Origin of the sequence: Flavobacterium plantiphilum, assembly GCF_046000495.1 — a bacterium.
In the GTDB taxonomy this organism is placed as follows: domain Bacteria; phylum Bacteroidota; class Bacteroidia; order Flavobacteriales; family Flavobacteriaceae; genus Flavobacterium; species Flavobacterium plantiphilum.
Window position 1 is genome coordinate 47,406 of the sequence record NZ_JBELQA010000010.1, and the last position, 14,185, is coordinate 61,590.

General features: G+C 36.5%; 12 protein-coding genes. 8 read left to right on the plus strand and 4 right to left on the minus strand.

Annotated features, from left to right (window positions below; genetic code table 11):
- The first annotated feature begins 77 nt into the window (after window positions 1-77).
- The gene (locus ABS764_RS15180) at window positions 78-881 is read left to right on the plus strand and encodes an SDR family oxidoreductase (protein ID WP_408082643.1); all 804 of its coding nucleotides are present in this window, start codon (window positions 78-80) and stop codon (window positions 879-881) included.
- Window positions 882-1,067: 186 nt separating this feature from the next.
- A complete protein-coding gene (gene fsa / locus ABS764_RS15185) occupies window positions 1,068-1,724 on the plus strand; it encodes a fructose-6-phosphate aldolase (RefSeq protein ID WP_071185856.1) in 657 nt (218 codons plus the stop codon).
- Window positions 1,725-1,801: 77 nt separating this feature from the next.
- Here fsa and fahA read toward each other — a convergent pair whose 3' ends face one another.
- The gene (gene fahA / locus ABS764_RS15190; RefSeq protein ID WP_408082644.1) at window positions 1,802-3,085 is read right to left on the minus strand and encodes a fumarylacetoacetase; all 1,284 of its coding nucleotides are present in this window, start codon (window positions 3,083-3,085) and stop codon (window positions 1,802-1,804) included.
- A 106-nt stretch (window positions 3,086-3,191) separates the two neighbouring features.
- Here fahA and glyA point away from each other — a divergent pair, with 106 nt between their 5' ends.
- The 4 genes from glyA to ABS764_RS15210 all read left to right on the plus strand — a co-directional run bounded on the left by glyA (window position 3,192) and on the right by ABS764_RS15210 (window position 6,848).
- Window positions 3,192-4,466 (plus strand): serine hydroxymethyltransferase, encoded by a 1,275-nt coding sequence (gene glyA / locus ABS764_RS15195; protein ID WP_408082645.1) that lies wholly within the window; start codon window positions 3,192-3,194, stop codon window positions 4,464-4,466.
- A 134-nt stretch (window positions 4,467-4,600) separates the two neighbouring features.
- Complete coding sequence (miaE, locus tag ABS764_RS15200; RefSeq protein ID WP_408082646.1) at window positions 4,601-5,194, plus strand: tRNA-(ms[2]io[6]A)-hydroxylase; 594 nt, start codon at window positions 4,601-4,603, stop codon at window positions 5,192-5,194.
- A 108-nt stretch (window positions 5,195-5,302) separates the two neighbouring features.
- The gene (guaC, locus tag ABS764_RS15205; protein WP_408082647.1) at window positions 5,303-6,346 is read left to right on the plus strand and encodes a GMP reductase; all 1,044 of its coding nucleotides are present in this window, start codon (window positions 5,303-5,305) and stop codon (window positions 6,344-6,346) included.
- Window positions 6,347-6,350: 4 nt separating this feature from the next.
- The gene (locus tag ABS764_RS15210) at window positions 6,351-6,848 is read left to right on the plus strand and encodes a GNAT family N-acetyltransferase (protein WP_408082648.1); all 498 of its coding nucleotides are present in this window, start codon (window positions 6,351-6,353) and stop codon (window positions 6,846-6,848) included.
- Between the two features lie 96 nt (window positions 6,849-6,944).
- Here ABS764_RS15210 and ABS764_RS15215 read toward each other — a convergent pair whose 3' ends face one another.
- Window positions 6,945-7,604, minus strand: a complete 660-nt coding sequence (locus tag ABS764_RS15215; RefSeq protein WP_408082649.1) for an HAD family hydrolase — start codon at window positions 7,602-7,604, stop codon at window positions 6,945-6,947.
- A 255-nt stretch (window positions 7,605-7,859) separates the two neighbouring features.
- Here ABS764_RS15215 and ABS764_RS15220 point away from each other — a divergent pair, with 255 nt between their 5' ends.
- Window positions 7,860-10,112 carry an acyl-CoA dehydrogenase family protein gene (locus ABS764_RS15220; RefSeq protein WP_408082650.1) on the plus strand — a complete coding sequence of 751 codons (2,253 nt, stop codon included), beginning with the start codon at window positions 7,860-7,862 and terminating at the stop codon, window positions 10,110-10,112.
- Window positions 10,113-10,182: 70 nt separating this feature from the next.
- Entirely contained in the window at window positions 10,183-11,412 is a 1,230-nt protein-coding gene (locus ABS764_RS15225) for a multidrug effflux MFS transporter (protein WP_408082651.1), read from the plus strand.
- A 262-nt stretch (window positions 11,413-11,674) separates the two neighbouring features.
- Here the strand turns inward: ABS764_RS15225 and ABS764_RS15230 are convergent, their stop codons facing one another.
- Together ABS764_RS15230 and ABS764_RS15235 are read right to left on the minus strand one after the other, a co-directional pair.
- Entirely contained in the window at window positions 11,675-12,415 is a 741-nt protein-coding gene (locus tag ABS764_RS15230) for an SDR family oxidoreductase (protein ID WP_408082652.1), read from the minus strand.
- A gap of 125 nt (window positions 12,416-12,540) precedes the next feature.
- Window positions 12,541-13,437, minus strand: coding sequence for an AraC family transcriptional regulator (locus ABS764_RS15235; protein ID WP_408082653.1), 897 nt, complete (start codon window positions 13,435-13,437; stop codon window positions 12,541-12,543).
- Between the last annotated feature and the right edge of the window lie 748 nt (window positions 13,438-14,185).

The following is a 14,185-nucleotide window of genomic DNA, read 5'->3' on the forward strand; positions in this document are numbered from 1 at the left end:
TTAAGAGTTAGAAGTTAGGTGTGTACACATAACCCATAGCTCATGACTCATAACCCATAACTTTTTAACTTAAGAAAATGAGCAAAGTCGTATTGATTACCGGTGGTTCTTCAGGAATAGGAAAATCTATTGGGGAATTTTTACATCACAAAGGCTTTACAGTTTATGGTACCAGTAGAAATCCTGAAAAGGTTTTGAATTCTGTTTTTCCTTTAGTAACTCTGGATGTTAGAAATATTGAAAGTATTCAAGGGGCTGTTGCTAAAATAATTGCTACATCAGGAAGGATTGATGTGGTAATAAATAATGCTGGTGTAGGAATAACAGGTCCGTTAGAAGAAATTCCAACTTCGGAAATCAAGAATAATTTTGAAACCAATTTTTTTGGTCCTATCGAAGTGATGAAAGCAGTGTTGCCACAAATGCGTGAGCAAAAATCAGGATTAATAATTAATGTCACTTCGATTGCGGGATATATGGGTTTGCCATATAGAAGTGTCTATTCAGCATCCAAAGGAGCTTTAGAATTAATAACCGAAGCTTTACGAATGGAAGTGAAGTCTTTTGGGATTCATATTACAAACGTAGCTCCGGGAGATTTTGCCACTAATATTGCTTCGGGACGTTTTCATGCGCCTTTGATTAAAGGATCTGCTTATGAGATTCCTTATGGAACTACATTAAAAATGATGGACGAACACGTGGACAGTGGGAGTAATCCAGATGATATGGCCGTTGCGGTTTACAACATTATTCAAACCGAAAATCCTAAAGTACATTATAAAGTAGGTGCATTTTTGCAAAAATTCTCCATTGTATTAAAACGAGTATTACCAGATAAGATATATGAAAAAATGCTGATGAATCATTATAAATTGTAATAAGGCAGAATTATTTTGAAATGATTTATTAAACGTTTTGGAAGAAATACGTGATGAATTAAAAGAATTGAATAAAAATAATTCAACTAAGTAATATAAATTGTAAATTTGCGAGCATTAAATAAATTTTAAGTGTTAAAAAAACACTTTTAAAAGAGAATCTAAAAACAATTAAATATATAAATTATGAAATTTTTTATTGACACAGCTAATTTAGCTCAAATTAAAGAAGCACAATCATTAGGTGTTTTGGATGGTGTAACTACAAACCCGTCTTTGATGGCTAAAGAAGGAATCACCGGAAAAGATAACATCTTAAAACATTATGTTGACATTTGTAATCTTGTAGATGGTGATGTAAGTGCTGAAGTAAACGCTTTGGACTTTGAAGGAATGGTTAGAGAAGGTGAGGAATTAGCTGAATTACACGAGCAAATTGTTGTGAAATTACCTATGACTAAAGAAGGTGTTCAGGCTGCTAAATATTTTTCTGATAAAGGAATTAAAACGAATGTTACTTTAGTATTCTCTGCCGGTCAGGCTTTATTAGCTGCTAAAGCAGGAGCTACTTATGTTTCTCCATTCTTAGGAAGATTAGATGATGTTTCAACTGATGGATTGAATTTAATTCAGGAAATTAGAGATATTTATGATAACTACGGTTATGAAACTCAAATTCTTGCTGCTTCTGTACGTCACACTATGCACGTCGTAAACTGTGCTAAAATAGGTGCTGATGTTATGACAGGACCATTGTCGTCAATTTACGGTTTATTGAAACACCCATTAACTGATATCGGATTGGCACAGTTTGTTGCTGATTTCGAAAAAGGAAACAAGTAATTCGTTACTCTGTAGTAATAAAAAAGTCCCTTTCTGTTAAAACGGAAAGGGACTTCTTATTTTTATAATTATTTTTTTTATTTCCTTACAAACGGCGGAAGCAATTTACTGCAAACTTCTCCAAAACCGATGCGTACCTGGCTGTTCTCGCAAAAGCCTTTAATAATTACAATGTCGTTATCATTGATAAATTTACGTTCTGTACCGTCATTCAATTTCAGTGGTTTTTCTCCTCCCCAGGTCAATTCTAACATAGAGCCGTAACTGTCTTCTGTTGGTCCTGAAATAGCTCCGGAACCCATCATATCACCTGAATTTACCCGACAACCATTCGAAGTATGATGAGTTAATTGCTGATTCATTGTCCAGTACATATGCTTAAAATTAGTTTTAGAAACCGTAGTAGGTTCAGCATTTTCAGGTTCAATACTTACTTCCAGATTGATGTCAAAAGAATGTTTTCCTTTTTGTTGTAAATAAGGAAGCGGACTGGGATTTTGTTTTGGGCTGGCAACTCTGAAAGGTTCTAAGGCATCCATGGTTACAATCCATGGCGATATGGAACTGGCAAAGCTTTTAGATAAAAAAGGACCTAATGGCATGTATTCCCATTTTTGTATATCGCGGGCTGTCCAGTCGTTTAGTAAAACCATCCCAAAAATATAATCTTCGGCTTCGCTGATAGGAATCATTTCGCCCATTACATTTGCATCGGTAGTGATAAAAGCGGTTTCTAATTCGAAATCTATAGAACGCGAAGCTCCAAAAACAGGTGTAGAGCCGTCCTGAGGTAAAGTCTGCCCAATAGGTCTGTGAACCGGAATTCCGGACGGAATAATGGTAGAACTCCTGCCGTGATAACCGATAGGCATTTGTGGCCAGTTGGGTAACAAGGCATTTTCTTCGTTACGAATCATTTTTCCAACATTCGAAGCGTGAATTTTACTCGAATAAAAATCAGTATAATCGCCTATTAAGACCGGCAATTGCATTTCTACTTCCTCAATATTAAAAATAATAATGTCTTTATGGGAAGTGTTATCACGCAATTTTGGATTGTTTTCGTCAAAAATATCAGCAATGCGATTGCGTACCAATCGCCAGGTTTTTTTTCCGTCTGAAATAAAATCATTCAGAGTATCCTGCATGAACATATCATCGGTTAATTCGATACCGGAAAAATATCCTAATTGTTGTAATGCTCCTAAATCAATTGCGGAATCTCCAATACGGGTTCCTACCGTCACTACATTTTCTTTTGTTAAGAAAACTCCAAAAGGAATATTCTGGATTGGGAAATCACTATTTTCAGGAACTTCAATCCAGGATTTTCTTTTGGTGTCGTTGGCTGATATTGGCATATTGTGTTAATGTTTTGTTGAAAATTATATATCAAATATATCATAATCTATCAGTTTAACAAACGTTTTTTTGTATTTTTGCGCTAAATTATTTAAAATCTAAAAAATGCAACGCGACAAACAAATTTTTGAACTTATTCTTGAAGAACAAGAAAGACAAATACATGGCTTAGAACTTATTGCTTCTGAGAACTTTGTAAGTGATGAAGTAATGGAAGCTGCTGGTTCAGTTTTAACAAACAAATATGCAGAAGGATATCCTGGAAAAAGATATTACGGAGGTTGTGAAGTAGTAGATATTGTTGAGCAGATTGCTATTGACAGAGCAAAAGAATTGTTTGGAGCTGCGTATGCTAACGTTCAGCCACACTCTGGTTCTCAGGCAAATGCATCCGTTTTTCACGCTTGTTTGAAACCAGGTGATAAAATTTTAGGTTTTGATTTATCTCACGGAGGACACCTGACTCACGGTTCGCCGGTTAACTTTTCAGGACGTGTTTACAACCCGGTTTTCTATGGTGTTGAGAAAGAAACAGGTCGTTTGAACTATGATAAAATTCAGGAAATTGCCACTAAAGAACAGCCAAAATTAATTATCGCAGGAGCTTCGGCTTATTCCCGTGATATGGATTTTGAGCGTTTCAGAGTAATTGCTGATAGCGTAGGTGCTATTTTAATGGCTGATATTTCTCACCCGGCAGGTTTAATTGCTAAAGGTTTATTAAACGACCCAATTCCTCACTGTCATATTGTAACTACTACAACTCACAAAACACTACGTGGACCAAGAGGTGGTTTGATTTTGATGGGGAAAGATTTCGAAAATCCATGGGGATTGACTACTCCAAAAGGTGAAATCAGAATGATGTCTTCTTTATTAGACTTAGCGGTTTTCCCTGGAAATCAAGGTGGACCATTAATGCACATTATCGCTGCTAAAGCAGTTGCTTTTGGTGAAGCTTTACAAGATGAGTTCTTTACTTATGCGCGTCAATTGCAAAAGAATGCTAATGCAATGGCGGATGCTTTTGTAAAAAGAGGATACGATATTATCTCTGGAGGTACGGATAACCACATGATGTTAATTGACTTAAGAAACAAAGGAATTTCTGGAAAAGATGCTGAAAATGCATTGGTAAAAGCAGAAATCACTGTAAATAAAAATATGGTTCCATTTGATGACAAATCTCCATTTGTAACTTCCGGTATCCGTGTTGGAACTGCTGCAATCACCACTCGTGGTTTAGTAGAAGAAGATATGGAAACTATTGTTGCTATGATTGATAAAGTATTGATGAATCATACTAACGAAGATGTTATCGAAGAAGTTGCTGAAGAAGTAAACGAAATGATGAGCGAAAGAGCGATTTTCGTTTTCTAAATAGTAGTCATAAAGTCTTAAAGTCGAAGATTAAAAGTCTTAAAATGGAATGCCAATTTCTATTTTAGTTTTGATCTTCGACTTTTATTTTTTGGCTTTACAACTTTTGATTTTCAAACTTTAAGACTAAAAATATGGGCGTATTACGATTACAATTGCCAACAGACCCACGATGGGTAAATATTGTAGAGAAAAATATAGAAGAAATTCTGACGGATCATGCCTGGTGCGAACAAAAAGCAGCTACCAATGCGATTACTATTATTACCAACAATTCGGAACATCAGGACTTGGTTAAAGATTTATTGGCTTTAGCCAAAGAAGAAATCGATCATTTTGAGCAGGTGCACAATTTAATCATCAAGCGCGGATTAAAATTAGGTCGCGAGCGCAAAGATGATTATGTAAACGAATTGTACCAATACATGAAAAGGAGTGCTGACGGAAGCCGTGTTTCTGGTCTGGTAGAAAGATTATTGTTTTCGGCTATGATTGAGGCCAGAAGCTGTGAGCGTTTCAAAGTGCTTTCGGAAAATATTCAGGATGAAGAATTAGCAGTTTTTTACAGAGAATTAATGGAAAGTGAAGCAGGACATTACACCACATTTATTACTTATGCCCGAAAATATGGCGAAGGAATCGATGTAGAAAAACGCTGGAGAGAATGGTTAGCATTCGAAGAATCTGTTATTGCTAATTACGGTAAAGGCGAAACGATTCACGGTTAATATATCGTTGATAAGTCTCTTTTTTCTTTGCATAATTCCCGCATAAAATTCATTACTTTTAAGAAAAACAAAAGTTATTTAGCAGTAAACCATTTAAAAGTGATAATTATGCGAATAGAAAGTGATTTGAAATTAGGCTTTAAAGATGTAATGATCAGACCCAAACGTTCTACACTAAAAAGCAGAGCTGAAGTTTCCTTAGAAAGAGAATTTAAGTTTTTGCATAGTACTGCAAGCTGGAGTGGTATTCCCATTATGGCTGCTAATATGGATACGGTAGGAACCTTTGAAATGGCAACTGAACTGGCCAAGCACAAATTATTCACTGCTATTCATAAACATTATTCGGTTTCAGAATGGAATGCTTTTTTGAAGAATGCTACTGCTGATTTTTACAACTATATAGCCGTTAGCACCGGAACTGGAAAAAATGATTTCAAAAAAGTAATCGAAATTGTTACTGATAATCCTTTGCTGAAATTCATTTGTATTGATGTTGCCAATGGTTATTCGGAGCATTTTGTGAATTTTTTAAAACAAACCCGAAAACAATTTCCAGATAAAGTCATCATTGCCGGTAATGTGGTTACAGGCGAAATGGTAGAAGAATTACTTTTGGCTGGCGCCGATATCATCAAAGTGGGTATTGGACCAGGTTCGGTTTGTACTACGAGAATTAAAACAGGAGTGGGGTATCCGCAACTTTCAGCAATTATAGAATGTGCTGATGCCGCTCATGGTTTAGGCGGACATATTATTAGTGACGGGGGGTGTACCACTCCGGGAGATGTAGCCAAGGCTTTTGGTGCAGGTTCTGATTTTGTGATGTTGGGCGGAATGCTTGCCGGACATACCGAAAGCGGTGGAGAACTACTGGAAATTAACGGCAAAAAATTCAAACAGTTTTACGGTATGAGTTCCTCTACAGCAATGAACAAGCATGTAGGCGGTGTTGCCGAATACAGAGCCAGCGAAGGAAAAGCGGTAAAACTTCCTTTTAAAGGTAATGTAGCAGATACGGTTTTGGATATTTTGGGTGGTTTACGCAGTAGTTGTACTTATGTTGGGGCTTCTCGATTGAAAGAGCTGACTAAAAGAACTACTTTTATCCGTGTGAGCGAACAGGAAAACAGAGTATTTACAACCGAATAATAGAATGATACATATTGTTAAAGCTACTGCTGCCGATTTAAAAACAATTAGCGAAATTGCGCATAAAACCTGGCCAATTACTTATGGCGAAATTTTGTCTAAAGTGCAATTAGACTATATGCTCCAAGCCTTTTATTCGGATGAAGCTTTGCGGAAGAATATAGCAAACGGTCACGAATTTATCTTAGCAAAAGAAAATGAGATGTGTTTAGGTTTTGCTTCTTTCGAACATCATTATGAAGATGGAGATGCTACCAAAATTCATAAAATTTATATGCTGCCCAAATCTCAGGGCAAAGGAATTGGTAAACTGCTCATTAATGCCATAGCAGATTTTGCAGAAGAAAATCAGTCTCATACATTATTACTAAATGTCAACCGATTCAATAAAGCGTTGACTTTCTATCAAAAAATGGGTTTTGAAATTATGAAGGAAATTGATATCGAATTAGAACATGGTTATTTAATGGAAGATTATATTATGGAAAAACGGCTTTATTAATCTCTTTAGGATAAATTCTTCGAAGTTCTGCTTCGGTTTTTGCCACGAATTCACGAATGAAAAAAATTAGTGAATTTAGCCCTTCGGCAGTTTATTTTAGTCATTTAATAACTCTAAAATTTTAGCTGCATTTATTTCGCTGTAATCATTGATATAAAAGTCACATGGTGGTAATTCCTCTTTTGAATGGGAACTCAATACACCCACTACTTTCATACCTGCATTAATAGCTGCTGTAACACCTGAAAAAGAATCTTCGAAAACAACACAGTCAGTTGGATCAACTCCCAAGCGCTCAGCAGATTTTAAATAAACCTCCGGATTGGGTTTGTGAGCGTTAACATCTTCGCTTGCCATCATAGAGTCCATTTTGTTACCAATTTTTAAAGTACCAATAATCAGATCAAGATTGGCACGTGGGGCAGAAGTAGCAACAGCTGTTTTAAAATCATGCGATTTGAGTTCTTCTAAAAACTTCAAATAATGTGGAATGGTTTCTACTTTATCTTTATAAACCTCTCGAAACATGGACTCTTTTTCGTCTTCAAGCTTTCTAAGTTCTTCACCGGCAATAGAACGCTTAAAAAAATACGTCATAATATAACCATTATGTTTTCCATACATATGTTCTTCAAATTCCTGTTTTGTATGCGGAATCTTGTAATTGTCAAAAAAGACTTCGAAAGCTTTTGCATGATGTGGATTTGTATGGCAAATCACGCCGTCCATATCAAAAATAACACATGGTTGTTTCATTGTAAATTTTGTTTTTTTAATGTTTGCAAGATACAATCATTTCTGCTGTTAACAGAATTTAAAACGGATTTTGACTTTTAAAAACATCTGCTTCCTCATTATTATTTTGAAGAATGAGCTGAAATTATCCAGTACTTTTTTATTTTTTATAAATACGATTTCAAAATTACCAGAACCTTAACAACAAATCCAGATCAGAATCCGTATTTTCATAATCTATTATTTATAAACTGTTCCCATTTCTAAATATATTTTATGGAAAATTCTAAATTACAGGCGTTTATTCCCCTTTTCTATCTGGTTTGGTCTGATGATCTTTTAACTAAAAAAGAGTTTGCTACTTTACAGCAATTCATCAATTCACAAGACTGGCTTTCGACAGAAGAAAAACTAAAATTACTTTCAAAAACAAGTATTTCTAACCCGCCATCCCGTCAGGATATTACGGACTGGAAAAATAAAATAGAACAAACTATTCAGGAACATACAACTGTAAAATCTATTTTTGAAATCAGCTTAGCGTTATCCGATAATGATGCTGTCATTCAAAGTTTAGAAACTTCGTTTGTGAAACTGGAAAATGATTTAGGAATTCTGGGCGAAGAAGCACTCAGTAATTTCAGAACCAGGTCAGAAACGCTTACCGTTACACACCATACAGATGCCAGCTTTGATGTTCAGAAATTAACAGATTTCTTAGACGGAGCACAGGCAGGGATTATTAATAAGGTAAAAGCTGTGATTTCCCGACCGGAATTTCGTTTAGAAAATACAACTGATATTAATTTTTACCGTCAAAAGGTGTATTACTGGTGCAAAATTCTGGCTGATGAAAATCTGGGTAATATGGCTTATCCCAAACAATATGGTGGCGGTGAAAATATAGCGGACTATTTTGCAATTATGGAAACGCTGAGTTACCATGATTTGAGTCTGGTGATTAAATTTGGCGTACAGTTTGGGCTTTGGGGAATGAGTGTGCAATCGCTGGGGACAGAGAAACATTATGCTAAATATTTAAAAGACATAGGTACTTTAAAGTTGCCGGGCTGTTTTGCAATGACCGAAACACATCATGGTTCGAATGTTAAAGGACTGGAAACTACAGCAACTTACCATCACGAAACGCAGACTTTTACGATCCATACACCACATCCTAAAGCGCAAAAAGAATATATAGGGAATGCAGCACTGCACGGGCAAATGGCGACAGTTTTTGCTAAGCTGATTATTGATGGAACCGACTACGGTGTAAATGCTTTTATTGTGCCGTTGCGTGATGAAAACGGTGTGGTTTTAAAAGGAATTACTATTGGTGACTGCGGTCATAAAATGGGACTGAATGGTGTTGATAACGGCACCATTCGTTTTGATAATGTAGTTATTCCAAAAGAAAATATGCTGGATCGTTTTGCTTCGGTGAATGATAAAGGTGAATTTGAAAGTCCGATTCCCAGCGATAACCGACGTTTTTTTACGATGTTAGGAACCTTAGTAGGAGGCAGGATTGGTATTCCGCGTTCGGCATTGGCTACAGCCAAAACAGGCCTTACTATTGCAATAAAATACAGTGACCAGCGCAGACAGTTTGGTCCCGAAGGCGGCTCCGAAGTTCCAATTCTGAATTACCGTATGCACCAGCGAAGATTACTGATTCCGCTGGCTAAAACTTATGCGGTACATTTTGCTCTGCAATACCTGACACAACGTTTTTTAAATAAAACAGAAACCGAAATGCAGGAAATTGAAGCCCTTGCAGCAGGGTTGAAATCTTATTCTACCTGGAGTACAACGGCTATTTTACAGGAATGCCGGGAAGCTTGTGGCGGGAAAGGCTATTTGTCTGAAAACCGGATAGATGCTTTAAAAAACGACACCGAAATTTATACCACTTTTGAAGGAGATAATACCGTTTTGATGCAGCTGGTTGCTAAAAACAGGTTGTCAGAATTCAGAAAAGCTTTTGGAGAGATGGGGTCTTTCGGAATTATTAATTATGTATATGAAAATGCCAAATCGGCTCTTGCGGAGAAAAACCCTATCGCTATCCGTAAAACAGATGAAGCGCATTTACTAGACAGTGAATTTCATTTGCAGGCTTTTCAGCACCGGGAAAAGACCATTTTAGCTTCTGCAGCTAAGCGTATTAAAAAATTAGTTGACGATGGTTTAGACGCTTATGATGCTTTTAATGTGGTGCAGCACCAGATGATAGATGTGGCGTCAGCTTATCTGGATCGTGTGGTTTTGGAACAGTTTCAAATTGCTATTGCAGTAGTCAAAGAGGAAGAAATAAAACGGGTTTTAAATCAATTGTGTCAGTTGTATGCGCTTTCTCAAATAGAGAAAAACAAAGCCTGGTATCTGGAAGACAATTATATGGAAGCTGTGAAGACAAAAGCCATCCGTAAGATGGTCAATCAGTTGTGCTGGGACATACGTCCGGATGCGGTAGCTTTAGTTCATGCATTTGCTGTTCCGGATAGCTGTTTGGGTGCATTAGTGTAGGCTATACTGGTTTATTGCTGGTAAAGGCTTACTTTTGCAGCAAAATAAACAATACGATTTTCTGATAATTATGACTAAGTCCAGATACTTCCAACTCATTTTAATTTTAGGTTCCATGACCGCTCTTGGGCCTTTTTCGATAGACATGTACTTGCCTGGATTTTCAGGGATTGCCTCCGATTTAAACACGACAGTCGCTAAAGTTTCGATGAGTTTGTCGAGTTATTTTATAGGGATATCTGCTGGACAGTTGTTGTATGGTCCTTTATTAGATCGTTTTGGACGAAAAAAACCTTTGTTTATAGGCTTACTGGTTTATATTCTGGCTTCATTGGGCTGTGTTTTTGTGACGGATATTAATACTTTTATCGGTTTGCGTTTTGTGCAGGCTGTGGGTAGTTGTGCCGCAACAGTAGCTTCATTAGCGATGGTCCGTGATTTGTTTCCTGCCAAAGAAACGCCTAATGTTTTGTCTAAATTAATGCTGGTAGTAGGGCTTTCGCCAATGCTGGCTCCTACAGCCGGTGGTTATGTAACGACTTATTACGGCTGGCATACCGTTTTTTTAATTCTGGCTGCTATGGGAGCTTTTGTACTGCTGGCTACTCAGTTGGGATTGCCTGATATACACAAACCAGATGCATCTATTTCACTGAAACCCAAACCGATTATTACTAATTTTATATCTATTTTGAAGATACCTCAGTTTCATACTTATGCCTTTACCGGTGCTATTGCTTTCTCGGGTTTGTTTACGTATGTGGCGGCATCGCCCATTATTTTTATGGATATTTTAAAAGTCAATGCTGAAACCTACGGTTGGATTTTTGCCATTATGTCTGTCAGTTTTATCGGTTCGAGTCAGTTGAATTCGGTTTTATTGAGACGTTTTACCAGTGAGCAAATGATTTTCACCGCTTTAATTTCACAGTCAGTGATTAGTTTTATCTTTTTACTTTTAGCCGTAAACAACCTTTTAGGCTTGTATGAAACGATTGGGATGTTGTTTTTATTTCTGGCCTGTCTGGGGATTTCTAATCCCAATACGGCAGGATTGTCTCTGGCACCTTTTACCAGAAATACCGGAAGTGCATCGGCATTGATGGGAGCCACACAATTAGGACTTGGGGCACTGGCTTCTTTTGGAGTAGGGCTTTTTGTAAAAGATTCCATTGCTCCTATGGTAATGATTATGACTTCAACTACTCTTATTGCGTTGTTTGTTTTGCTGATAGGCAAGCGTAAAATCAAAAAAATGGTTGTTAATAATGGAGATGATGCTGTAACGATGGTTCATTAACTATGCGGAAAGTATTCAAAACAAAAGCTCATTACAATAAAGTTTATGTGCGAATGATAGAAATTTTTGAAGCTAACCGAAGTATTTTTCACTATTCAGGTTAATGCTCCGGAATACTAACTTTGTAACAGCTATAAGATATAAAACTCCGCAATTTTGCGGAGTTTTTTTTGATTGCTTCTTATCTCTGATGGATGTTGTTTTAGTCAGGATATCAGTATTCCGGTGCTGTTAGAGAATAACCGAATCCTTTGTCAGTTTTTTAAACTTTTATCCAATCTTTAAAATAAATGTTACCTTTTGTATGAGCTCCTTCGGGTACTAAACCGCTTTTAGGAAAATCAAAAAACATATATTTATTATCATTGTCTGAAATCACAGTTTTATGCTGTCCTGTCAGTTTTATGTATCGGGAAACAAATTCATCCATTGGAGTAAGTTCAGGACCTGCGATTTCAACAGTACTATTTTTAGCTGATTCTAAAGCAAATTTTATAACCAACTGAGCAACATCTTCAGCGGCTATGGGCTGATAATCCAGTGTAGAAACATGCACTTTATCATCTGTTGACTGTATTGAGATAATAGTATTGGTGTGCTCATAAAACTGGGTAGCACGAATGATTGTATAAGGAATTCCAGAATTTTTGATAGTATCTTCCTGGATTTTCTTAGCCCGCATGTATCCTATATTCAGGACTTTGTCGATACCTACAATGGATAAAATGATATGATGTTTCACTCCTGCCTGTTTTTCTGCTTCAGCGAGGTTTTGTCCGGCTGTTTTAAAAAAACGGATGGCATTTTCTTCCTCCGGAGATGATGAATTAGAAAGATCGATTACAATTTCAGTGCCTTTTAAAGCTTCAGAAAGTCCTTCTCCCGTTATAATATTAATACCGTTTTTAGATGAGCCTATAACGACTTCATACCCTTCTTTTTTTAATTTTTCTGCGACATTTGCCCCAATCAGACCTGTTCCTCCAACTACTAGTATTTTCATGTTTTAAGTCTTTGCGTTAATAAAAAATTACTATACGTGCAAAGTTCTGTATTTTGTTACTAGCCAAAGATATACAAACCACTGTGTAAGGTGGACAAATCGCATTTGCTAAAAAAAATACAACTTTAAAATAGGTAATCCTCCGGAGGAGCATTGTGTTTTCGATATTCGGTGGGGGAAAATCCGGTTTTTTTTCTAAAAAGACGCATAAAGTATTTTTCATCTTCGTAGCCCAGCACATCTGATATTTCTTTTATGCTGGAATCGGTATAATAAAGCATTCGCTGGGCTTCTCTCAAAATTTCTTTCTGAATAATTAAAGAGGCTGATAAGCTGGTTATTTTTTTTACAGTATCGTTTAAATAACTAACGCTGATATGTAATTTTTCAGCGTAGTCAGCAGGTTTTTTCAGCTGATGGTAATTATGCCTGACGAGATTTATAAATTTCTTTGTAATTACAATAGGGCGGGATGCAAAGTTGGCGGTATTGACTTGTGGTTTGCTTTGATAGCTAAGTCCTGCCTGTGCAACAAATGCAGACAGCAACGGATGAGAAACTTCCTTGTAGGGTATCTGATTCAAATCATCCAGCGCTGTGATGGACAGCAATACCGATTTAAACCAATTGTATTCGGTGTCTGTGAGTTCTACAGAGATAATTTCCTCTAAGGACTTATCCAGAGTTGCTCTGACAGATTCTTCGATAAGATCATTTTCAAAAGAAAAATACCATCCGCTGGCTTGTGATGCTTTGTGAACCTGATGAATCTGCCATGGTGGCGAAATAAAAAGGGTTTTTGCAGGCATACGGAATGGTTCAAAATCTAAAAGGACTTCGACTTCTCCGTTTTCTATCAGCATACCGGTATAATGATCATGTCTGTGCGGATAAAGAGCGTCTTGAAAATCATCTGAAAATTCATCCCATGATTTTACGATAAACCCTTTGCTGCTTTCGAGTTTACGCAGTACGACCGGAGTACTTTTATTCATTTTTGCAGCTGTTTCAGGAGAAATCATCGTTTAAAAGTATTTAGAAGTAAGAAGCTTAAAAGTAAGAAATATTTTTTTAGTTTTTTAGCCGCCTTTCTTTAGTCAAACTATTGCTTTTTTTAAGCAGCCTACAGCATTTTTTTAAGTGTTGCCTGATTTTTTTCTTTTCGAATACTACTTTTTAGAAGCAGCGTCTCCTTTGTTGTTTCATCAAAAAAAAGTTGTTACAGCCGTATAGCTATAACAACTTTTAGCACTAGTTTTTTAATCCTGTATGAGGCATTTGTAATATGCTCAACGGTATTTGCAACTTTGCCAGAGGAATCTTACTAGTTGCTCAGGTTATTTGATTTCTCCTTCGTCGAAATGACACAAAATATGTTTAACTTAAAGACATTGCGTTTGTGTTAGCTGGGGATTACTCACTGTTATGGGCACGGAAAACATTTCCGCGCTATCCGTTGCGTTGATATATTAGCGCGGTCGGGGGATAAGGCTTTTTGTCATCTTCAAATTCACTATTATACGATCCAAAATTCATAAATTTATAGTAAATTGTCATTGCCTCAAAATGACTTTCTGCATAAAAAGTATATATCAATTTGCTTTTAGGTTCCATTAATTCTCGACAATTATTTCCACGAGTATCGGCCAAACATAAAGTTGTTAAGCCATTTTCATCAGCCCAAACTTCATGTAATATTTTTTTAATTCCATATACGTTTTTTGTTGTCAACACATAGCCTATAACGTCAGGCTGTGAAAAAACTAAAAT

Bases quoted from the DNA above. Each gene is read 5' to 3' on its own strand.
- ABS764_RS15180 (WP_408082643.1), top strand. From the start codon at position 78: ATGAGCAAAGTCGTATTGATTACCGGTGGTTCTTCAGGAATAGGAAAA.
- fsa (WP_071185856.1), top strand. From the start codon at position 1,068: ATGAAATTTTTTATTGACACAGCTAATTTAGCTCAAATTAAAGAAGCA.
- fahA (WP_408082644.1), bottom strand. From the start codon at position 3,085: ATGCCAATATCAGCCAACGACACCAAAAGAAAATCCTGGATTGAAGTT.
- glyA (WP_408082645.1), top strand. From the start codon at position 3,192: ATGCAACGCGACAAACAAATTTTTGAACTTATTCTTGAAGAACAAGAA.
- miaE (WP_408082646.1), top strand. From the start codon at position 4,601: ATGGGCGTATTACGATTACAATTGCCAACAGACCCACGATGGGTAAAT.
- guaC (WP_408082647.1), top strand. From the start codon at position 5,303: ATGCGAATAGAAAGTGATTTGAAATTAGGCTTTAAAGATGTAATGATC.
- ABS764_RS15210 (WP_408082648.1), top strand. From the start codon at position 6,351: ATGATACATATTGTTAAAGCTACTGCTGCCGATTTAAAAACAATTAGC.
- ABS764_RS15215 (WP_408082649.1), bottom strand. From the start codon at position 7,604: ATGAAACAACCATGTGTTATTTTTGATATGGACGGCGTGATTTGCCAT.
- ABS764_RS15220 (WP_408082650.1), top strand. From the start codon at position 7,860: ATGGAAAATTCTAAATTACAGGCGTTTATTCCCCTTTTCTATCTGGTT.
- ABS764_RS15225 (WP_408082651.1), top strand. From the start codon at position 10,183: ATGACTAAGTCCAGATACTTCCAACTCATTTTAATTTTAGGTTCCATG.
- ABS764_RS15230 (WP_408082652.1), bottom strand. From the start codon at position 12,415: ATGAAAATACTAGTAGTTGGAGGAACAGGTCTGATTGGGGCAAATGTC.
- ABS764_RS15235 (WP_408082653.1), bottom strand. From the start codon at position 13,437: ATGATTTCTCCTGAAACAGCTGCAAAAATGAATAAAAGTACTCCGGTC.